General features: G+C 71.0%; 30 protein-coding genes. 4 read left to right on the plus strand and 26 right to left on the minus strand.

What is annotated here, in order from left to right; translation table 11 throughout:
• The 3 genes from N0B34_RS03570 to N0B34_RS03580 form a co-directional block, all read right to left on the minus strand.
• On the minus strand, nucleotides 1–231 hold a 231-nt coding region (locus N0B34_RS03570), incomplete at its 3' end, for a 2-oxoglutarate dehydrogenase E1 subunit family protein (RefSeq protein WP_263729909.1).
• Nucleotides 232–454: 223 nt separating this feature from the next.
• On the minus strand, nucleotides 455–1,546 hold the full coding sequence (locus N0B34_RS03575; protein WP_263729910.1) for an ATP-binding protein: 1,092 nt from the start codon (nucleotides 1,544–1,546) through the stop codon (nucleotides 455–457).
• A gap of 113 nt (nucleotides 1,547–1,659) precedes the next feature.
• Nucleotides 1,660–2,430, minus strand: a complete 771-nt coding sequence (locus N0B34_RS03580) for a response regulator transcription factor (RefSeq protein WP_263729912.1) — start codon at nucleotides 2,428–2,430, stop codon at nucleotides 1,660–1,662.
• A gap of 321 nt (nucleotides 2,431–2,751) precedes the next feature.
• Between N0B34_RS03580 and N0B34_RS03585 the strand changes: the two genes are divergently transcribed.
• On the plus strand, nucleotides 2,752–3,591 hold the full coding sequence (locus tag N0B34_RS03585) for a M15 family metallopeptidase (protein ID WP_263729913.1): 840 nt from the start codon (nucleotides 2,752–2,754) through the stop codon (nucleotides 3,589–3,591).
• A 52-nt stretch (nucleotides 3,592–3,643) separates the two neighbouring features.
• Here N0B34_RS03585 and N0B34_RS03590 read toward each other — a convergent pair whose 3' ends face one another.
• A complete protein-coding gene (locus N0B34_RS03590; protein ID WP_263729914.1) occupies nucleotides 3,644–4,558 on the minus strand; it encodes an aldose 1-epimerase family protein in 915 nt (304 codons plus the stop codon).
• A gap of 271 nt (nucleotides 4,559–4,829) precedes the next feature.
• Here N0B34_RS03590 and N0B34_RS03595 point away from each other — a divergent pair, with 271 nt between their 5' ends.
• Nucleotides 4,830–6,056 carry a CpaF family protein gene (locus N0B34_RS03595; protein ID WP_263729915.1) on the plus strand — a complete coding sequence of 409 codons (1,227 nt, stop codon included), beginning with the start codon at nucleotides 4,830–4,832 and terminating at the stop codon, nucleotides 6,054–6,056.
• Between the two features lie 4 nt (nucleotides 6,057–6,060).
• Nucleotides 6,061–6,918, plus strand: a complete 858-nt coding sequence (locus N0B34_RS03600) for a type II secretion system F family protein (RefSeq protein WP_263729916.1) — start codon at nucleotides 6,061–6,063, stop codon at nucleotides 6,916–6,918.
• A gap of 660 nt (nucleotides 6,919–7,578) precedes the next feature.
• Here the strand turns inward: N0B34_RS03600 and N0B34_RS03605 are convergent.
• From N0B34_RS03605 to N0B34_RS03705, 21 genes are all read right to left on the minus strand, one after another.
• Complete coding sequence (locus N0B34_RS03605; protein WP_263729918.1) at nucleotides 7,579–8,037, minus strand: nucleoside triphosphate pyrophosphohydrolase family protein; 459 nt, start codon at nucleotides 8,035–8,037, stop codon at nucleotides 7,579–7,581.
• Between the two features lie 5 nt (nucleotides 8,038–8,042).
• Complete coding sequence (locus N0B34_RS03610) at nucleotides 8,043–8,285, minus strand: glutaredoxin family protein (protein ID WP_318529959.1); 243 nt, start codon at nucleotides 8,283–8,285, stop codon at nucleotides 8,043–8,045.
• Nucleotides 8,282–8,479 (minus strand): hypothetical protein, encoded by a 198-nt coding sequence (locus tag N0B34_RS03615; protein WP_263729919.1) that lies wholly within the window; start codon nucleotides 8,477–8,479, stop codon nucleotides 8,282–8,284. Before N0B34_RS03615 ends, N0B34_RS03610 begins: the two co-directional genes overlap by 4 nt.
• Nucleotides 8,463–9,203 carry a hypothetical protein gene (locus tag N0B34_RS03620; protein ID WP_263729920.1) on the minus strand — a complete coding sequence of 247 codons (741 nt, stop codon included), beginning with the start codon at nucleotides 9,201–9,203 and terminating at the stop codon, nucleotides 8,463–8,465. The genes N0B34_RS03615 and N0B34_RS03620 overlap by 17 nt, the downstream gene beginning before the upstream one ends.
• A 14-nt stretch (nucleotides 9,204–9,217) precedes the next feature.
• Nucleotides 9,218–9,484, minus strand: coding sequence for a hypothetical protein (locus N0B34_RS03625; RefSeq protein ID WP_263729921.1), 267 nt, complete (start codon nucleotides 9,482–9,484; stop codon nucleotides 9,218–9,220).
• Nucleotides 9,481–10,731, minus strand: a complete 1,251-nt coding sequence (locus tag N0B34_RS03630; protein ID WP_263729922.1) for a hypothetical protein — start codon at nucleotides 10,729–10,731, stop codon at nucleotides 9,481–9,483. Before N0B34_RS03630 ends, N0B34_RS03625 begins: the two co-directional genes overlap by 4 nt.
• Nucleotides 10,728–10,913 (minus strand): hypothetical protein, encoded by a 186-nt coding sequence (locus N0B34_RS03635; RefSeq protein WP_263729923.1) that lies wholly within the window; start codon nucleotides 10,911–10,913, stop codon nucleotides 10,728–10,730. The genes N0B34_RS03630 and N0B34_RS03635 overlap by 4 nt, the downstream gene beginning before the upstream one ends.
• Nucleotides 10,914–10,930: 17 nt before the next feature.
• Entirely contained in the window at nucleotides 10,931–11,266 is a 336-nt protein-coding gene (locus tag N0B34_RS03640; RefSeq protein ID WP_263729925.1) for a hypothetical protein, read from the minus strand.
• 37 nt (nucleotides 11,267–11,303) lie between these two features.
• Nucleotides 11,304–11,723 carry a toprim domain-containing protein gene (locus N0B34_RS03645; RefSeq protein WP_263729927.1) on the minus strand — a complete coding sequence of 140 codons (420 nt, stop codon included), beginning with the start codon at nucleotides 11,721–11,723 and terminating at the stop codon, nucleotides 11,304–11,306.
• 76 nt (nucleotides 11,724–11,799) lie between these two features.
• On the minus strand, nucleotides 11,800–12,186 hold the full coding sequence (locus N0B34_RS03650) for a CHC2 zinc finger domain-containing protein (RefSeq protein WP_263729929.1): 387 nt from the start codon (nucleotides 12,184–12,186) through the stop codon (nucleotides 11,800–11,802).
• Nucleotides 12,179–12,346 (minus strand): cytochrome P450, encoded by a 168-nt coding sequence (locus N0B34_RS03655; protein WP_263729930.1) that lies wholly within the window; start codon nucleotides 12,344–12,346, stop codon nucleotides 12,179–12,181. Before N0B34_RS03655 ends, N0B34_RS03650 begins: the two co-directional genes overlap by 8 nt.
• Entirely contained in the window at nucleotides 12,343–12,729 is a 387-nt protein-coding gene (locus tag N0B34_RS03660; protein ID WP_263729932.1) for a hypothetical protein, read from the minus strand. Before N0B34_RS03660 ends, N0B34_RS03655 begins: the two co-directional genes overlap by 4 nt.
• Nucleotides 12,726–12,917, minus strand: a complete 192-nt coding sequence (locus N0B34_RS03665) for a calcium-binding protein (RefSeq protein WP_263729933.1) — start codon at nucleotides 12,915–12,917, stop codon at nucleotides 12,726–12,728. Before N0B34_RS03665 ends, N0B34_RS03660 begins: the two co-directional genes overlap by 4 nt.
• A gap of 14 nt (nucleotides 12,918–12,931) precedes the next feature.
• Nucleotides 12,932–13,750 (minus strand): AAA family ATPase, encoded by an 819-nt coding sequence (locus N0B34_RS03670; RefSeq protein ID WP_263729934.1) that lies wholly within the window; start codon nucleotides 13,748–13,750, stop codon nucleotides 12,932–12,934.
• A 78-nt stretch (nucleotides 13,751–13,828) separates the two neighbouring features.
• Nucleotides 13,829–14,263, minus strand: a complete 435-nt coding sequence (locus tag N0B34_RS03675) for a hypothetical protein (protein WP_263729936.1) — start codon at nucleotides 14,261–14,263, stop codon at nucleotides 13,829–13,831.
• 154 nt (nucleotides 14,264–14,417) lie between these two features.
• Nucleotides 14,418–14,696: a hypothetical protein gene (locus tag N0B34_RS03680; protein WP_263729937.1), complete on the minus strand. Its 279-nt coding sequence runs from the start codon at nucleotides 14,694–14,696 to the stop codon at nucleotides 14,418–14,420.
• A 17-nt stretch (nucleotides 14,697–14,713) separates the two neighbouring features.
• Nucleotides 14,714–15,010: a hypothetical protein gene (locus N0B34_RS03685; protein WP_263729938.1), complete on the minus strand. Its 297-nt coding sequence runs from the start codon at nucleotides 15,008–15,010 to the stop codon at nucleotides 14,714–14,716.
• Complete coding sequence (locus tag N0B34_RS03690; protein ID WP_263729939.1) at nucleotides 15,007–15,513, minus strand: hypothetical protein; 507 nt, start codon at nucleotides 15,511–15,513, stop codon at nucleotides 15,007–15,009. Before N0B34_RS03690 ends, N0B34_RS03685 begins: the two co-directional genes overlap by 4 nt.
• Before the next feature lie 66 nt (nucleotides 15,514–15,579).
• Complete coding sequence (locus tag N0B34_RS03695) at nucleotides 15,580–16,500, minus strand: RecB family exonuclease (RefSeq protein WP_263729940.1); 921 nt, start codon at nucleotides 16,498–16,500, stop codon at nucleotides 15,580–15,582.
• Entirely contained in the window at nucleotides 16,497–16,820 is a 324-nt protein-coding gene (locus tag N0B34_RS03700) for a hypothetical protein (protein WP_263729942.1), read from the minus strand. Before N0B34_RS03700 ends, N0B34_RS03695 begins: the two co-directional genes overlap by 4 nt.
• 416 nt (nucleotides 16,821–17,236) lie before the next feature.
• Entirely contained in the window at nucleotides 17,237–17,689 is a 453-nt protein-coding gene (locus N0B34_RS03705; RefSeq protein ID WP_263729944.1) for a hypothetical protein, read from the minus strand.
• 228 nt (nucleotides 17,690–17,917) lie between these two features.
• On the opposite strand from N0B34_RS03705, the gene N0B34_RS03710 reads away from it, so the two are divergent.
• Nucleotides 17,918–18,157, plus strand: coding sequence for a hypothetical protein (locus N0B34_RS03710; RefSeq protein ID WP_263729945.1), 240 nt, complete (start codon nucleotides 17,918–17,920; stop codon nucleotides 18,155–18,157).
• A 62-nt stretch (nucleotides 18,158–18,219) separates the two neighbouring features.
• Here the strand turns inward: N0B34_RS03710 and N0B34_RS03715 are convergent, their stop codons facing one another.
• Nucleotides 18,220–18,495 (minus strand): hypothetical protein, encoded by a 276-nt coding sequence (locus N0B34_RS03715; protein ID WP_263729946.1) that lies wholly within the window; start codon nucleotides 18,493–18,495, stop codon nucleotides 18,220–18,222.
• Nucleotides 18,496–18,506 lie beyond the last annotated feature (11 nt).

Raw genomic sequence — 18,506 nt, forward strand, 5'->3', positions numbered from 1 at the left:
CGGCGCGGTGGCCAGGGGCGCGCCGTCCGGCGCGGGTGCGGGGGCGGCCGGCTCGGCGCCGCCCGTGGCCTCGGACCCCGGGGCGAGCGGCCGGTACCCCTCGAAGAAGTCCCACCAGGCGGGGTCGACCGTGCTGGGGTCGCGGAGGTACTGCTCGTACAGCTCGTCCACGAGCCATTCGTTGGCGCCGAAGTCGGCGCGCCTCGAATCGATCTCGGCCTTCTGCGCCACGCGAAACTCGCCCACTTCCGCTGCGGCCAGTCGACCGCGTCGTTGACTGATCTGTTGATGACAACACTACGGCCTGAGGGTCTTAGGTCCCGCCTCAGGGGCAGGTCCAGGCGCCGATCCGCACACCGTCTTCACCCGCTCCGACCGACGTGCTGCCCGAACGTGAATGAGCAGGTCAAGACCGGGCAAGCGGTCGGTTCGCAGCCCCTCAACGGCCGGTGCGCTACGGCTCCGGGACGCGCGGCACGGCACCGGTGCCCGGGGCCGGGCGTCCCGGCAGGGTGACGCGCATCGTGCAGCCCGAGGGCGTGTCCGCCACCTCGATCGCGCCGCCGTGCAGCTGCACCGCCCACCGCACGATCGCCAGCCCGAGGCCGGTCCCTCCCGTCGAGCCCTGGCCGGTGACGGCGGGGGAGTTGCCGCGCACGAACCGCTCGAACACGTGGGCCCGCTGGTCGATCGCGATCCCGGGACCGTTGTCCACCACGTCGATCTGGACGTCGCGCCCGGACCTCCGTCCCACCAGCCGCACCACGTCGCCGGTGGGGGACGCCCGCACCGCGTTGTGCAGCAGGTTGGCGACCACCTGGTGCAGTCGCTCCGGGTCGGCGGGGACGGTGAGCCCCGCAGGTGTCACGGAGACCTCGAACCGGACCTGGCGCGCGGCGGCGACGAGGGCGGACCCGTCGGCGGCCTCCTGGAGGAAGTCCGCGAGCCGCACCTCCTCGAGGTCGAGGGCCGCGTCCCCGGCCTCGAGGCGAGACAGGTCGAGCAGGTAGGTGACCAGCCTGCCGAGGCGTTCGGTCTGGGACAGCGCGGCGGCCAGCGTCGCCTCGTCCGGCTCGCTGATCCCGTCCACCATGTTCTCCAGCTGCGCACGCAGCGCCGCCACCGGTGTGCGCAGCTCGTGCGAGACGTTGGCCACCAGCTCCCTGCGGAAGGTGTCCGACTGCTCGAGGTCGTCCGCCATCGTGTTGAAGGCCGCGGCGAGCTGACCGACCTCGTCGTGGCTCGAGGCGTGCACGCGCTGCGTGTAGTCGCCGGCCGCCATCGCCTGCGCCGCCGCGGTCATCTCGCGCAGCGGAGACGTCATCCCGCGCGCCAGGAGCTGGGTCAGCACCAGGGACAGCACGATCGCCAGCGGCAGCGTGCGGGTCGGTCCCAGGTGCCGGTACAGCCCGATCCAGGTGATGAACGCGGCCAGCGTGACGGTCGCCGCCACCAGCACGCCCAGCTTGATCTTGATCGAGGTGACCCGGTCCAGCGGGCGGATGTCGGGCAGCCGGTCACCGATGGGCCGCCGGTGCCGCGCCACCGGACCTGCGTCCCGGACGTCGCTCGGGTCCCCGGCGTGGACGGAGTCCCACCACGGCGCGCGCGTCGGCTGCCCACCCGGGGCGGGGCCCGGGCCGGTGGTGCGGTCCGCCGTCACGTGCCTGCCGGCGCGGCGTGCTCGGCCGGGGGCGTGGGCTCGGCGGGCTCGAAGGCGTAGCCGACGCCGTGCACGGTGCGGACCAGGTCGGGGCCGAGCTTGCGGCGCAGCGCCTTGATGTGGGAGTCGACGGTGCGCGTCCCGCTGGCGTCCACCCAGTCCCACACCTCGGCGAGCAGACGCTCGCGGCTCAGCACGGTGCGCGGCCGGGTGGCCAGCGCGACGAGCAGGTCGAACTCGGTCGGTGTCAGGTGCACCTCCTCGGCGCCCCGCAGCACGCGGCGCTGCGCGCGGTCGACCGTCACGTCGCCCACGACCAGCGGCGGCTCCGGCTGGTGCACGCTGCTCAGCTCGGCCGCCTGCGACGCCCGCTGCTGCCGGCGCAGCAGCGCCTTGGTCCGTGCGACCAGCTCGCGCATCGAGAAGGGCTTGGTCATGTAGTCGTCCGCCCCGACGCCGAGCCCGACGAGCATGTCGGTCTCGTCGTCGCGCGCCGTCAGCATCAGCACCGGGACGGGCCGCTCCGCCTGAATCCGCCGGCACACCTCCAGACCGTCGATGCCCGGCAGCATCACGTCCAGCAGCACCACGTCCGGGTGCAGGCGCGCGGCGGTGTCGACCGCGAGGAGCCCGTCGCCGACGGCATGCACCTGCCATCCCTCGGCCGAGAGCCGGTGCACGATCGCCTGCGCGATGGCCGGTTCGTCCTCCACGACGAGGACGGTCGTCGACCCGCCCGACCCGGCGAGTCCTTGCGAGAGCGCCATGGGGTCAGCGTGGCACAGGCGCCTGTCGACGGCCGGTGCACGCGCAGGGACCTCGCATGGGCACGCCGCGGCGAGCGCGCGGCGTGGACGGGCGGCCCGCACCCGCGCGGCCTGGGCCGCCCGGGTGTGACCTTCGTCCCACCGCACGTGCGTGCCGTGCTGGCCGACGGTGGTTCGCGCACCCTCTCGACGTCGGACGTCCGTCCAGGGGGCTTGGAACCGTGGGGGCCACCCCGTTATGGTTTCGTGACCGCGACGCCCGGGCCGGAAGGCCGGACCCTCCGCGGTCTCGTCCCGGGTCGTGCCAGAGCAGGAGGTGTCGTGGGTTCGCACCGTGCAGCGCCGGCGACCCGGACGCTGCCTCGTGCCGCACGTGTGCACCACGGTGCGACCGGTCGCGACCACGCCGTCCCGGCAGCGGTGAGCGGCGGCGGCGCCTCCGGACGACGGCGCCGTGGAGCGACCCGAGCCTTCGGGCGCGTCGGCGTGCTCGGCGCCCTCGTCGCTGTGACCGTCGTCGTGCCCGTCACCCAGGGCGCGCTCGCCGATGCCGGCTCGGGCTACGCGACCGTGTCCGACGCCGCTCTGCCGTCGACCGTGCAGGCACTGACCTCGACGCCCGCCACGCAGCTGCCGCCCGCTTCCCTGGTCACGGCCGATGCCGCCCTCTCGCTGCGTTCGGCCGCAGCGGTGTCCCGGTCCGCCGACCGCAGCCCGCTGCCGAACTGCGACGGCCAGCCGCATCCGGGAGGCCAGAACGGCGCCATCCCCGACGCCTGGCTGTGCACGTTGTTCGACGGGCACACCCGGCTGCGTGCCGACGCGGCAGTCGCCCTGGCCCAGATGAACGAGGCGTTCGTCCAGCGGTTCGGCGCCGACCTGTGCCTGGCGTCGGGCTACCGGTCCTTGGCGGAGCAGCGGGCCGTGAAGGCCACCCGCGGCAGCCTGGCCGCGGACCCGGGACGCAGCAACCACGGCTGGGGCCTCGCGGTCGACTTCTGCTCCGAGGAGACCTCCGGGGCACGCTGGACCTGGCTGCAGAAGAACGCCGCCATCTACGGCTTCGGCAACCCGGCGTGGGCCCAGCCCGGCGGCAGCGGACCGTACGAGCGGTGGCACTGGGAGCTGACCAAGGCGGTCGCGGAGTCGGGCTTCAACTGACGGGACCACGGCCTGGTCCGGCGCCGGTGAGGGCGCCGGACCGCCTCCGTCGTCAGCGCAGCTGGAGTCCCCAGCGCAGCACGTGCTCCTGGCCCGCCTCGAGCCGGACCAGGTCGTCGCCGGTCCGGAACGCGTCCGCGACGCAGCTCATCGGCTCGACGGCGACGGCGGTGCGCCCGATCCTCTCCACCTGGTCGCCGGTGCACACCTGCCACGCGGTCGTCGCCGCGTCGCCCCACATGGCGACGGTGCTGCCGTCGGGCCGGCCCAGGGTGGCCCACGTCCGCTCGTCCTCGTCGCGCAGCACGTCCACCCACGCGTCGTCGAGCGCCAGCCCGGCGAGCGACCGCGACTGGCGCAGGTCGAACTGGTTGGCCACCGGCTCGGTGCCCGTCGGGAGGAGGCGGTTGTCGACGGTGACGTGCCGGGCGGCGCCCACGCTCAGCGAGCAGTCGTCGACGGCCGCTCCGCCGGTCGACAGCCACGGGTGCACCCCGACCCCGTAGGGGGCTGTGCTCGAACCCTGGTTGAGCGCGGTGACGGTGCACTCGAGGCCGGCGTCGGAGAGGGTGAACGTCACGGTGATCAGCAGGGGCCACGGGTAGCCACCGGTGGGGACGAGGTCGTGCTGCAGCGTGACCGAGGTCTCGTCGTCCCGCGGGCCGGCCGCCGTGAAGCGCTCGTGGCCGACGAGCCCGTGCAGCGCGGTCATCCGGTCGACCTCGGTGACCGGCACCTGGTAGACGGAGCCCTCGAAGCCGTAGCGCCCGTCCGCCAGGCGGTTGGGCCACGGCGCCAGCAGCGCGCCCGAGAACGCCGGCGTGAGGACGTCCTCGTCGTAGGGCCGGACGACGTCGCGGCCGCCGACGCGGTACAGCCGCAGGCTCGCGCCGACCTCGGCGACCACCGCCTCCTGGTCGCCGTGGTGCAGGTGGTGCTGGGTGCCGGAGGGCAGCGGTGTGATCACCCGCACACGCTAGCGGGCGTCGCCCGAGGCCCGCCGCGCGGAGCCGCGGAGCGGGCAGCTGCCCGAGCGGCGTCTCGTCCGTCGACGACGTGCAGCGGATGGGCGGCCTGGGACCGAAGGCCCACCCATGGCCGGCGGACGCTGTCACGGCGGGCACGCGACGCAGTGCGGGACACCGTGACTTGTGCGGAACCGCCTCCGGCCCGCCGCCGGGTGCCCTAGCGTCGCGCTGCCGAAGATCCGGACACTTCGGGCAGAACGGAGAAATGCCGTGGACGGCGTCGCGATCGTCGAGCGCGAGGTGCGCGAGCTGATCCGGCGCCGTGGCGTCGACCCCGTGCGGGACCGAGCCGGGGTGGACGCCCTCGTGGCGGCGGCCATCGCCGACTACGACGAGCGCTCGGTGCTCGGCGCGCTGCCTCCGCTGGCGGATCCCGGTGCCGTCCACAAGCAGGTGGTCGACTCGGTGGCCGGGCTCGGGCCCCTGCAGCGGTACCTCGACGACGACGCCGTGGAGGAGATCTGGATCAACTCCCCGCACCAGGTGTTCGTCGCGCGCGGCGGGGAGCCCGAGCTGACCACCACGATCCTCACCGACAGCCAGGTGCGGGACCTCGTCGAGCAGATGCTCAAGGTCTCCGGCCGGCGGCTCGACCTCAGCAGCCCCTTCGTCGACGCGTCGCTGCCCGGTGGTGAGCGGCTCCATGCGGTGATCCCGGACGTCACGCGTCGCCACTGGTCCGTGAACATCCGCAAGTACGTCGTGCGTGCCGCCGGTCTGGACGACCTCGTGACCCTGGGCAGCGTCCCACCGACCGTCGCCACGTTCCTGCACGCCGCGGTCCGCGTGGGTCTCAACGTGGTCGTGTCGGGCTCCACCCAGAGCGGGAAGACGACCATGCTGAACGCCCTCTGCGGGTCGATCCCGCCACGGGAACGGGTGATCAGCTGCGAGGAGGTGTTCGAGCTGCGCCTGGCGGTGCGCGACTGGGTGGCGATGCAGTGCCGGCAGCCCAACCTCGAGGGTGCAGGCGAGATCCCGCTGCGGCGGCTGGTCAAGGAGGCGCTGCGGATGCGTCCGAGCCGCCTGGTGGTCGGTGAGGTGCGCGAGGCCGAGGCGCTCGACCTGCTGATCGCTCTCAACGCCGGCGTGCCGGCGATGTGCACCCTCCACGCCAACTCGGCGAGGGAGGCGCTGACCAAGCTGTGCACGCTGCCTCTGCTGGCCGGTGAGAACGTCTCCGACCGGTTCGTCGTGCCGACCGTCGCCTCCGCCGTCGACCTGGTCGTCCACCTCGACCTGGACCCGTCGGGCCGGCGGTCGGTGCGCGAGGTGCTGGCCGTCCCCGGCCGCGTGGAGGCCGGCGTGGTGGAGACGGCGGAGCTGTTCGTCACGCGTGACCGGCGGCTCGTCCGCGCGGACGGCTTCCCGCCGCACACCGAGCGGTTCTCGCGTGCGGGCGTCGACCTCGCGGCCCTGCTGCGTGGGCGGGACTGACGCCGTGGGCGTTCTGCTCGGGCTGCTGCTGGGTGGCGGGTTCGCCTGCATCTGGTGGTCGTGCTGGCCTTCCTCGACCGTTCCGCGGCGGCGTTCCCGGTGGACCGAGACCATGCGGGACACCCTGGTCCAGGCCGGTGTCAGCGGTGTGGAGCCCGCGGCCGTGGTGGGCGTGAGCGCCCTGGCCGGTCTCGTGGTGGCGGTCGTCGCGTGCGCCGCGGTGCCGGTCGCGCCGATCGTCGTGGCGTTCACCTGCTTCGGCGCCGGCGCGCCCTGGCTGCTCCTCCGTGGCCGGGCACGGCGGCGCGTCGGTCGCCTGCGGCAGCTGTGGCCCGACGTGGTGGACCACCTCGCCTCGGGCGTCCGTGCGGGTCTGTCCCTGCCGGAGGCGCTCTCGCAGCTCGCCGACCGCGGCCCTGCGGAGCTTCGGGAGCCGTTCGCGGCGTTCGCTGCGGACTACCGGGCGTCCGGTCGGTTCGGCGAGAGCCTGGACGCGCTGAAGGACCGTCTGGCTGACCCCGTGGCGGACCGGATCGTCGAGGCGCTCCGGCTGACGCGGGACGTGGGTGGGACGGATCTCGGCCGTCTGCTGCGCACGCTGTCCGCCTTCCTCCGTGACGACCTGCGGACCCGAGGAGAGCTCGAGGCCCGCCAGAGCTGGACCGTCAACTCGGCACGCCTCGCCGCCGCGGCGCCGTGGATCGTGCTGGCGACCCTGGCCTCGCGTCACGAGGCGGTGCAGGCCTTCGGCACGCCGGCCGGCGCGCTGGTCCTGCTGCTCGGCGCCGGGTGCACGGTCGGTGCGTACCTGCTGATGCTGCGAGCGGCGCGCCTGCCCGACGACCCCCGGGTGCTGCGATGACCGCGGTGACGCTCGGCGGCGCCGTCGGCCTCCTCGGCGGCGTGGGGCTGCTCCTCGTCACGCTCCGGTGGCCCACGCGCCGGCCGTCCCTCGACTCGCGGCTCGCGCCGTACCTGCGCGGGCGTCGCACCGAGTCCGCACTGCTCCGCACGCCCGTGGCGACGTCGCCCTTCGGCGTGGCGGAGCGGCTGGCGGCACCGTTCATGGCGGACGCGACACGTCTGGTCGCCCGGCTCGGCTCACCGGCTCGCGAGCTGCGGCGCAGGCTCGCCCGCGCCGGCCGGACGGAGTCGGTGGAGCAGTTCCGCGCCGGCACGCAGGGACACTTAAGTCGACGGAAGGTCGCACCGTCCACGTGCGTTTGTGCAGGTCAGCGACCTAGCGGTCGTTCACCAGCATCACGGTCATTTCGTCGACCAGCTCCAGCCGCATCCCGGGGCGGCGCAGGCCGTGGGCCACGGCGATAGCCACCGGGTGCACGCGCATCGTGGTCACCGGCTCGACGCGCTTGCCAGCGTCGTCGCTCTGCCTAGCTCCAGCTGGCCGGCTCTCGCCTCGTGCATCCGTCACCCTCACCCGGGATCTCCTCTCAGCTCGAACACAGAAAAGCCCCCGCCCCAGTCCATCACAGGACCGGAGCGGGGGCTTCGTGTGTTGCGGCTACGCGGCGGCGTAGTCCGACCAGAGCTTGCGCTCTGCGGGGTGGGGCTCGTCGGGCAGGACGATCGGGCGCAGGTTCGGCCGGCTGTAGCCGGGGCCCTTCAGCACCTTGCCGTCCTCGCGGTAGATCGGCTTGCCGTCCGCCCCGAGCTTGCTCATGTTCGAGCGGTGGATCTCGGCGACGACGGCCTCCAGGTCGATGCCGAACGCGAGGGCCGCGCCGATCACGACGTAGGTGATGTCGCCCAGGGCGTCGGCCATCTCGACGAGATCGGGCTCGGTCACCGTGGCGCTGTCGCAGGCGCACGCACCCGCGTCGCCCAGCGCCTCAAAGAGCTCGTCCAGCTCCTCGGAGATCAGGTCGAAGCGCAGCTCGCGCAGCGCCTTGTCGCCCACGGTCGGGGCGCTGGCGACCGGGTGGCCGAACGTCTCGTGGAACTGCCGGACCTGCTCGATCATCGTGTTCACTGCTGGGCCTCCCGGGCGTACTCGCGGATGCGATCCGGGCGGTAGCCGGACCAGTGGTTGTCGGTGTCGATGAAGACGACGGGCGTCTCCTGGTAGCCGAGTGCCAGGGCGAAGTCGCGGGCTGCTGGGTCCTCGCTGACGTCGATCACGACGTGCTCGATGTCGAGCTTGTCGAGCAGGCGCTTGGTGGCGTTGCAGGGCTGGCAGTGGGGCGCGGAGTAGACGGTCACCACGCTCACGCCGGCAGCTCCGTCAGCAGCTCGTCGAGCATCGCCGCGGTGTCCCGGAGGAAGTTGGCGCCCTCGATCAGCTCGTCGAGCCGCCGCTGCGTGCGGGCCCGGAGGGCCACCTCCTCCTGGGCCTCGGCGATGTTGGTCAGGTCCGCGACGCGGGCCGTGGCTCGCTCGCGCAGGGTGTCAGTGCTCGGTGCCACTGAGGGGCACCTCCCTTCCGTTGAGGTGGGCCGTGAGCTTCTCCAGCCCACGGATCAGGCGGTGCGAGATCGCCTGCTGGGTGCAGCCCTCGTGGCTGCCGATCTCCTGCTCCGTCAGCCCGATCGAGAGCTTCAGGAACAGGGCCCGGCGCTCGGCCAGGGCCAGGGGCGCATCGCGCCACGCGCGCCGCAGGTCGGCGACGTGGGCCATGTGCGTGCCGCTGTGCGACGGGTCGCTGGACGCCTTCGGCATGTCCGGGGACGGGCCCCGCTCGCCCTGCACTCCGGCGAGCATCGACTCGTCCCAGATGGCCGGCAGCGCCGTCTCCACCACGGCCGGCGTGTAGGCCATGCCCTCGAAGCCCGGGGGAGTGGGGCGGTTGCTCCACCGCGTCAGGTCGACGCGCTCCTCCTGCTTCACCGCGGCGTCCAGCTCCCGAGCTCGGGTGTCGATCTGGGTCTGGGCCCAGGCGCGCATCCGCAGCGTCAGCAGGTAGGCCACGGCCTTGCGGGCGCCGGTCTCGCCGCCCCGGATCCCGGGGAGCGAGTTGCCGTAGTCCGCCTGCTTGGTCATCTCCTCCACGTGCGTGGCGAGGTAGATGACCGCCTCCTGGAACACGTCGTCCTCCTCCACGCTGGAGTAGCCCGACGCCACCGCCTTGGCCGCGCGCTCGGCAGCCCAGAAGCCCCGCTCGCCGATCGAGTCCCAGTCGACCCGCGTCACTTGCACGTCCTGCGTCACTCGATCACCCGCTTCCATCTCGGCTGCGCCCCCGACGTCCAGGCGACGACTTCCAACATCCGGTCGATCTCGCCGGCATCGACGCGGCGGTCGAAGCTCGGCAGGTGCACCACGAGGTCGTCCGGCGAGAACCTCACGCCCTGCAGCGTGCGGGTCGAGGCGACGAAGACCGTGCCCTTGCCGTTGACCCGCACGCCGTTCTCCCGGCACCACTCGCGCGCTGCGTCCTCGTTGCCGGCGAGGATGAACGTGCGCTCGCTCAACGGATCACCTCCACCGGTCCGGTCCGGCCGTCCTTGGTGACCGCGATGACGATGCCGGGCACGCCGCGCACGCCCTTGCGGTGCCGGTACCACGTGCTCTCCGACTCCAGCGCCGGCACCTGAATGAAGGTGCGCGGGCGCAGCCGCTTGCGGATCCCCAGCCGCTCGCCGATCTTGCGGGCCAGCGTCTTCAGGACGCCCTGCTCCTCGTGCAGGAAGTGGTGCAGGTGCCCGGCCAGGAGCAGCTCGGCGTCGGTCAGCGGGGAGCCGCCGAACGCCTGCCCCTCCCACCAGCTGAAGTGCTTGCCGGGCGTGAACTGCTGCCCGTGCACGTGGCCCGTGACCGTGCCAGCCAGGTCCAGCGTCACCGTCATCTCGTCGAGCTCGGGCGTGTAGAACTCGACGTGCCCGTAGCGCGCCGGGTCCATCGCAGCCGCCTCGCTGACGGCGATCAGGGCCTCGGTGTCGTGGCTGTCGTCGTAGCGCGTCACGCCCTTGCCGGCGAACCGCTGGGGGTCGCCGTGGTTGCCCGGGACGGCAACCATCGTCACCCGCTCGGCCAGCGGCGCGAACGTCACCAGCGCGTGCATCATGACCCGGCGCACGAGGCGCGTCTGCTCGCTGAGGGTCAGCGGCGTGCGCCACGTGTTCGCCCCGCCCTGGGACACGAAGCCCTCGATGTGGTCCCCGAGCCAGGCGATGTGGATGTGCCCGATGTCGAACCGCTTGCGGTACCACGCCAGGGCGTCCGCGGCCTTGTTGATGTACTCGATCGCCCGGCGCAGCGTGCCCTCCACGCCGTCGCCGTCGATCTTGCCGAACTGCATGTCGCCCAGGGCCACGATGAAGGCGTGCTCGCCGGTCTGGCGCACCGTGATCGGGCTGGCGCGGTGCAGCTCGATCAGCGCGAACAGCTCGTCCAGGTCCGGTGCCGCGGGCGCGGCCTCGGTCCCGACCCGGCCGTAGCTGAAGCGGGCGGAGACGCCCTCCTCGCCGTTCGCCATCGTCCAGCGCGAGGTGCGGAAGCCGGTGACCTCCCACTCGGACGGGGCGAGCCCGTACTGCTCCAGCAGCTCGCGGGCCTGACCCTCCAGCTCGGCGCGCGGGGCCACCGCGGTGTTGATCGTCGCCTCGGCGACGTTGCCCCGTACGTCCAGCGAGCGGGTCATGGCGCCGCCCGCGCGGCTGGGGATCGGCGGGGCTGCCGGCAGCGCGAGCAGGCTGTCGGCGAGGCTGGTCTTCGTCACTCGGTCTTGTCTCCGTTCGGGCGCATGAGGCGCCGGTAGGTGCGAATCGTTGAGGGGGAGATCGCGAAGCCGTAGTCCCACAGCACCTGCGCCACGGCCTCGGCCGGCGCGGAGCCCAGGAGCTTGCGCTTGACCTCGGCCCGCTGTTCGAGCGGGACTGTGGACAGGACGTTCTCGATCACCCGGAAGCGCTGCCCGGTCACATCGGACCGGACCAGGCCCGCAGCCCGTAGGTGTAGGGCCAGGCGTCGAAGTCGAGGTCGTCGTGGCGCTCGACCGGGATCGGCTGGGGCCTTGTGCGCTCCGCTACCAGCTCGTCGTGGATCGGCGTGCCGGCCCCGGTCGTGTCCAGCTCCACCAGGGGGCTCATGACCGTGCGGTGCCGGGTCAGCGGGCCGGTGCCAGGGCCGGTCGCGATCGTGGTCACGACCAGCTCCATCTCGGCGCCGTGGATCGTCTCGATCCGGTCGGACGCCGGCACGCCGTACAGCCCCATGACCCACTCGATGTCAGCGAGCAGCGAGCGGGCCCTCATCCGCGGACCCCGGCGATGTGCTCCTGCGTCACTTGCATCACTCCCCACGCTTGCGGGCGCGCAGCGCTGCCACGCCGCCCTTCAGGTACAGCTCCGTCACGTCCCCGTCCGCCTTCAGCAGCCGGACGCCGACCGCGTTGCGCACGGCGCGCGTGACCTTGCCGATGAACTCCGACCCCGCCTCGTCCGGGTCGCCCCAGACGTAGACCTTCGAGAAGCCGGCGACCATGCGCCGATGGTGCGAGGACCAGCCCTGGGCGCCCGGGATCGCGATGGCCGGCATCCCCACCTTGTTGAGGATCATCGAGTCGAACTCGCCCTCGGCGATGTGCAGCTCGTCGTCGGCTCGGTGGATCGCGCCGATGTTGAAGACCCGCGCCGGCTCGTCCTTCAGGCTCATGTACTTGCCGTGGCCGAAGTCGCGGTGCACGTGCTCCTGCAGGCACCGGAACCGCATCGACAGCGGGTGGCCGGTGTGGTCCAGGTAGGGGATCGAGAGGAAGCCCCGGAACTTCTCGTGACCCGGGAAGGGGTCAGCGACGACGCCAAGACGGAACCCAGTCGCTTCCGCTCGCTCGATCCCCCGAGCCTTCAGAATCGCTACCGCCTCCGGCGTAACGGCTGCCTGATACGCGACGGTTGCCGCCTCCAGCTCGGCCATTCGCGAGGCCGAGACCGGCTGCAAAGGTTCGCGCTCCGACAAAGTTGATGTCCTCCTTCTGCATGATGAGCGAGTAGCTGTCGCCGGCCCGGCCGCAGGACTTGCAGTTCCACAGCCCGCGGTCGAGCCGGATCGACAGGGATGGCGTGCGGTCTTCGTGGAACGGGCACGAGACCATCTCGATCTGCCGGCTGGAGCTGTGGCGCACGCCGTAGTGGTCGAGCACCGCGGCCAGGTCCGGCTTGGGGTCGTCAGACATCGAGACCCGCCTCGATCACCGCCAGCGTCACGATGTCGTCGTTGGTCAGCTCGGGGTCCGAGAGGAAGTCCTCCAGGGCGTCGAACTCCTCGTCGTCGTAGACCCCGGCCTCGTCCTGCGTCTCCGCGAACATGCGGTCCATCGCCTCGTCGAGCGTCATGCCGCGATGTCCGGGAACCGCTGGGAGAAGCGCTCGATGACGTAGGCGTCCTCGATGCCCTTGCCCCGGGCCTTCACGACGGCGATGCGCTGGACGTCCGTGCGCTCCACGCCTGGCCGGTGGTCGGCGAAGTTGTCGCCCTCCACCTGGGCCTCGCGCAGGTAGCCCGGGATGTCGATGCGGGCCTCGTTCTTGGCCTCGATCACGATGTACTTCCCGCCGCCGAGCCGAACCACGAGGTCGCCCTCGTCCTCCTTGCCGGACAGCTCCAGGATCTCGACGTCGTAGCGGCCGGCGCGCAGCGCGTTGCGGATGTCGGACTGCCAGCTGGCGCCCTTGCGCTTGTTCGCTCGGGCCCGCTTGGTCGCCTCGGGAGTCGTCACTCGCCCACCACCTCGTACTTGGCCGTCAGGCCGGAGGCGCTGATGTGGTAGGTCCGCTTGGTGGCTTCGTTCTCCACGAGGTACCACTTCTCGCCGCGGAACTCGGGGTCGATGCCCAGGACACGGACCGTGCGCACCTTGCCGCGCGCGTTCTTGGTCACGAGCCGGGTGCCCAGCTTGATCTCCATGCTGATGTCGCTCCTCAGATGGCCGTGAGGCCGTGTTCGTAGGGCAGGAACCGGGTCCGCGCGGGGTCGGCGCGCAGCGTGGCGAAGGTCTGGGCGGAGGGGTCCGATGGCCCCATGCGCTGCTTCAGGCACGCGATCCGGTAGATGTAGCTGGTCGGGTCCAGCGCGACGGACAGGGACAGCTCGGGCTTCTCGCTCATGCCGCCCTTGACCTGATCCCGGCTCGGCGGCTTCCACGGATCCGACTTGGCTTCCCAGCTCTTGTCGCTCGCGTGGTGCAGGACGAGCACCGTCGAGCCGGTAGCCCGGCTCAGGTCGGCGATGTTCTGCATCGCCTCCATCTGGGCCGTGTAGTCGGCGCTGGCGCCCTCGATGTCCATGAGGTTGTCGATGACGATGACCGCCGGGTAGGCGTTCCAGAGCTCGACGAACGCCGTCAGCTCGTCGTCGACCGCGTGCCAGGTGATCGGCGAGCCGAAGCTGAACGTGATCGGCACGCTGTCGACGGCGTGACGGATGGCCGGCGCGATCGCCTCATCCGCCATGCCGAGCTCGACCTGCTCGGTGGTCTTGTTCGTCGCCGAGCAGGCGATGCGGACCGACGCCTGGAACGGCGTCATGTCGGCGCTGAAGTAGAGCGTGGGCAGGCCCATGTTGAGCACCCACCACAGGGCGAAGCCCGACTTCTGCGTGCCCGAGCGGCCGGCGATCATGATGATCTCGCCCTGCCTCGGACGGACGCCCATGCGGTACAGGTCGTCCAGCGCCGCGACCCTCGGCAGCTCGGGGCTGGACTGCGAGCTCAGCGAGAGCGCGCGCGATGCGGTCAGCACCCTGACCACCTCCTCTCAACGAGAGGGCCGGCGCCCCGCGTCACTTGCACGCAGGGCGCCAGCCAAGCGGTCGGGGTGTCAGGCGGCGAAGTCGGGCATCTCCTCGATCGCCGCCGCAGCCGCCGCCTCCCGGCGCTCGGCGAAGGCGATGACCTTGCCGCGCACGTCCGCGTCGACCGCACGCCACACCCAGGCGCCGTTGGGCAGCTGGGACGACGGGGGCAGCTTCACCACGGTCACGACCGTCGCCGAGCCGACGAGGTGGGCCAGCTTCTTCACGAGGTCGATCTGCTGGATCTTGATGCCGGTGGTCAGCGTGCCGCCGTCCGCGTCGATCTCCGCCACGGTGCCGAACGCGGTGATGTCCGCCGTCAGGGTGTCCTTGGGGCCGAACTTCGTCGGGACCTGCGGGTCGATGTGCTTGGGCTCGATCAGCAGCGCGACGGCCGAGGCGAAGTCGTCGCCCTTGAAGTAGGAACCACCGGAGGCGATGTCACCGAACTTGAGTGCCATTGGTTTGTTGTGCTCCTTCGATACTGCGGATGGGAAAGGGGTCGTGCTCAGAAGCTGCGGAGGAAGTGGCGGGCGACCATCGCCCACGTGATGAGGACTGCCAGCCCGAACAGCACGAGCGCCCCCGCGGCGATCGCGATGCCGGCGCCGAGCGTCACGCGAACAGGCCGCGGATCTTGTCGGCCTTGGCGCGGTTGCCGTCCGCCGCGTCCTGCAGCTCCACGGCGGTGTGCTCCAGCGTCGTGGCGAAGGACCGGCTCAGCTCGGCCGCGTCGAGCGCCTCCGCGCTGAGCTTGTCCTGCACCTGGGCGGCGCCGTCGAGCAGGTCAGCGGCCTGGTCGAACAGGGCGGTCGCGGCCTTGGCGTTGGCGGACGCGAGGTCGGCCTCGTCGACCTTGCCCAGGGACTGCTTGATCTTGTCGATGATCGACATGCGGTGTGTGTGCTCCCTCAGTGCTCGTGGTTGTGGTTGGTGATGTCGCCGAGCAGGATCTGCACCAGCAGCTCGGCCGGCAGCGGGCTCTTGACCCGGACGCCCTCGCAGGTGACGAAGACCCCGGAGCCGTCCAGGTCCATCTCCACCGCGGCGGCGTGCGCCAGGCTGAAAAAGAAGCCCCGGGTCGGCACGAACAGGAACCCGTCGACCAGCTGGTGCTCGGGCGTCGAGCCGCGCAGGTCAGCGACCAGCGCCTCGAACACCGACTCGTCGAAGTCGTCGCCGGGACGCTCCGGCATGTCGACGCTCACGCGGCGAGCCGCTTCTGGGCGATCGCTGCCTCGGCCTTGATCTCCGGCTCGGCGAAGCGCGCGGTGTTCGCCTTCCACAGCAGGGCGAACTCGGCCTTGGTCGCCACGGTGCGGATCCGCGAGATCAGCGGGTCGACGTTCGGCTCGAACGGCGGGTCGTCCTTGCCGGCGCCAGCGCTCTCGGCCGCGTCCCAGGCAGCCTCGCCCGTGGGGGAGGTGGCCGTCATCGGGTTGGTCGCGGGGATCGGCTGGCGGTTGTCCTCGATGCCGATGATCTGACCGCCGAGCTTCGAGCTGGCCGTCCAGAGGTTGCGAGCCACGCGGGACGCCTCGACGATGACCTCCGCCGTCGTCAGCCCTGCGTCACTTGCACCGTCGAGCCCGAAGGCATCGATCAGCTCGGCCTTGATCTCCTCCGGGCTGCCGTACGCGACATACCACGGGGCGTCGTAGCCCTTGTCGAACTTGATGGTCGCGGTGCTCGCGACCTGCTTCTCACTCACTAGAGGTGGTGCTCCCTTCTCCGGTACCCCGTACGTTACACGTGCTGCGTCACTTGCACAAGTCGATCAGGCTGCAGCGGGCGTGTCCTGCGTCACATTCACCCGCTGTGGGTCCTGCAAGGGCGCGGTGCGCGGGCGCAGCACGTCCTTGACGGGGATCGACAGCGACTTCGAGCCGGCGAACGCCCGGCAGTAGTCGCGCACCCCGCAGCCCTTGCACATGTTCGTGATGTTCGGCAGGAAGACCCCCGCCTCGATCCCACGCCAGGCCATCTCGAACTGGTGGTCGACGTACTCCTCGGAGAACGCCGTCAGGTCGAAGGGGCCCACGATCTCGCCCGTGCCGGCCATCCAGTACATGCCCAGGTCGGCCACGATCCCGTAGAGCCGCTCCAGGGCGATGGCGTACACCGCCAGCTGCAGGCGCCCGGAGGGCTCCTTGCCGCTCTTGATGTCGACGATCGCGATGCGGCCGTCCGGCAGGATGAACACCCGGTCGATGAACCCGAGCTGGTCCCTGCCGCCGAACGGGACCTCGATGCGGACCTCGATGCCGACCGTGCCGTCAGGCAGAGCGGGGATCGTCCACTTGGTCAGCTTGCGCCAGTCGACGTAGCTCTGGAAGTAGATCGGGCCCCAGTGCGACCACCACTCGCGGTCCTTCTTGTTCGGCCCGCCGTCCTTGGTGATCGACTGCCGCTTGTAGCCGGACGCCTTGATCTCCCGGCCCTTGCTGCGCTCGACCGCGACGGCGATGTCCAGCGCCGTCTCGAAGTCGGGCACCTGCACGTCCTCGCCGAGCTGCTGGCGGTCCCACGCCTCGGTCATCGAGTGCAGCGCGGTGCCGGCGACCGTGGCCCACCACGTGCTCTTGTCGAGGTGGTAGCCGCGCTCCAGGCGCCAGCGCTCACCGCACTCGGCGTAGGAGGACAGGGCCGAGTAGGACAGCCGGCCCGGCAGGGTGATGACGCCCTGAGCCGCCGTCACGCGAACATCACCGTCACGACCGGGGTCAGGTACCACGTGGCCGAGCCGTCCGCGCCGTAGACGGGCGGGCACTCGTCGTCGTCCATGAGCTCGAAGCCCAGCGACTCGGCGATGCGCAGCAGGGCGGTCAGCTCGTCGGTGTCCGCGGACTCGTAGTCCTCGACGCGCAGGTGGAAGTCGAACGCAGTCTGGTTCAGCTGGAGGCTCGCGCGGCCAGAGGCGGAGGTGAAGGCGCCGAGGCTGACGCCGGGGGGAAGGCCGTCCTGGGCCTCGACGTCGGTGGTGACGTCGGCCTGGTCGAGCAGGTCGTGAAGGTTCACGGTGTGGAGTGCTCCCATCGTCCGAACAGCAGTGATGGGCATTCCTACCATGAAAGCGGCGCGACGTGCAAGTGACGCGAGGGACCGGTAGTTGACGACGACGTGGGCGAGAAGGTGCAGGCCAGGGTGGCTCATGGGTCTTTGGTCCCTACGTGGTAGCGCCTGTGTCGGGCCCTACCAGCCGGACATCGCGAGCGACCGCGGACACCCCCTGGGCTCGCGGCACATGCACGCTAACTGACACATGGGTAACTCCCAGGGTCGGATAGGCGAACCTTAGAGATCGTTACCAATCCGTTACAGGTCTGCCCGTATCTGAACAAGCGTCCAAGACGATGCAGGTGTATACGCGGACACAAGAAGGCCCCCACCGGACGAGCCTGCTCGGTGGGGGCCTTCAGCTTGTGGAGGGTACGTCAGTCCGCAGCTCGCCGCTGCGTGGTCTTGCGCTCGGGCTCGCGTATGACGTCGAGATCCACGCCCTTGCGGCGAGGGACATAGAAGAAGCCCTCCTCGGTGTCGGGGTCGTAGTGGAGCACGAGGTCGCCCTCGGCGAGGCGCTGGTGCCACAGCTCCAGCCGGCGCTCGTCGTCCGGAGACAGCGTGGCGCCGGCCCGCTTCCGGGCCTCCATGCGCAGCACGGCCAGGTCGTAGGACCAGCGGTGCTTCTCCAGCACGTGCCACGGGATCAGGTTGTCGTCCCGCACGATCCGGCGAGTGAGTCCCTTGCGGCGCCGGAAGTTGCCCCACATCGAGGGCACGGTCTGGATGTTGTACTTGCGCTCGTACTCCTGGCTCATCCAGGCATACGTTCGCCCCTCGTTGAACCAGCGAATGACCTCGCCCTCGTCAACGATCTTGCTAGTCATGGCCCCTCCCTTCCCGATTGCGCCGTGCGTCGAACGCCCCCTGCGCGGTCTTGCATCTGAGTGCTGCTTGTCAACGTGTGCCCAACACTAGCGGCAACACGTTGCCCGCGTGCAAGTTTCAGCGCCACATTCACTCGGATGGCTCGGCTCTTAGCGAACTCCTGGCGCCGCCACTTACACCTCGCTACAGTCGGGGCATCCACAACCGCATAGAGAAGGGAGAGGAGCATGGCGAAGCTTCAGGTAGTGGTCTGTGACGAGTGCAAGTCGCTCGACAGGCCGACCAAGCGCTACACGCTGACAGGACCGCAGGGGCGGGCCGTCGTTGACCTGTGCGACCAGCATGCTCGCGCGCTAGAGGCGATCCTCGACAAGTACGCGACCAAGGTCAGCCGCACGCCGTTCGAGGCGAAGGTCACGACGGTCGAGGAGATCGAGCAGCGCAAGAAGAAGCCGGCGACGAACTAGCGCCGGCACGACGAAAAGGCCCCCCACCCAGAACATCGGGTAGGGGGCCTTCGTCATGTGCATCACGCCGCGGCGGGTGCGTCCTCGCTCGCCGTGATGGCCGGCGTCACCTTCATGCGGACGAGGTAGCTCGCCACCGAGGTGATGGCCGAGCGGGCTACCAGGAGCCCGAGGCCAGTCCACGCGGCGGGGCTGGACAGGTCGGCGTCCACGATCCACGTGGACAGGACCACGCCCACGGCGACGGCGAGGTCGACACCGAGGGAGGTCCACAGGGTGCGCAGCGCGCGCTCACGCGCGTCGGCACGGACGGTCGAGCTGGTGGTCGTGCTGGTCATGACGTGGGACA

Origin of the sequence: Cellulomonas sp. SG140 (genome assembly GCF_025770785.1) — a bacterium.
Lineage (GTDB): Bacteria > Actinomycetota > Actinomycetes > Actinomycetales > Cellulomonadaceae > Cellulomonas.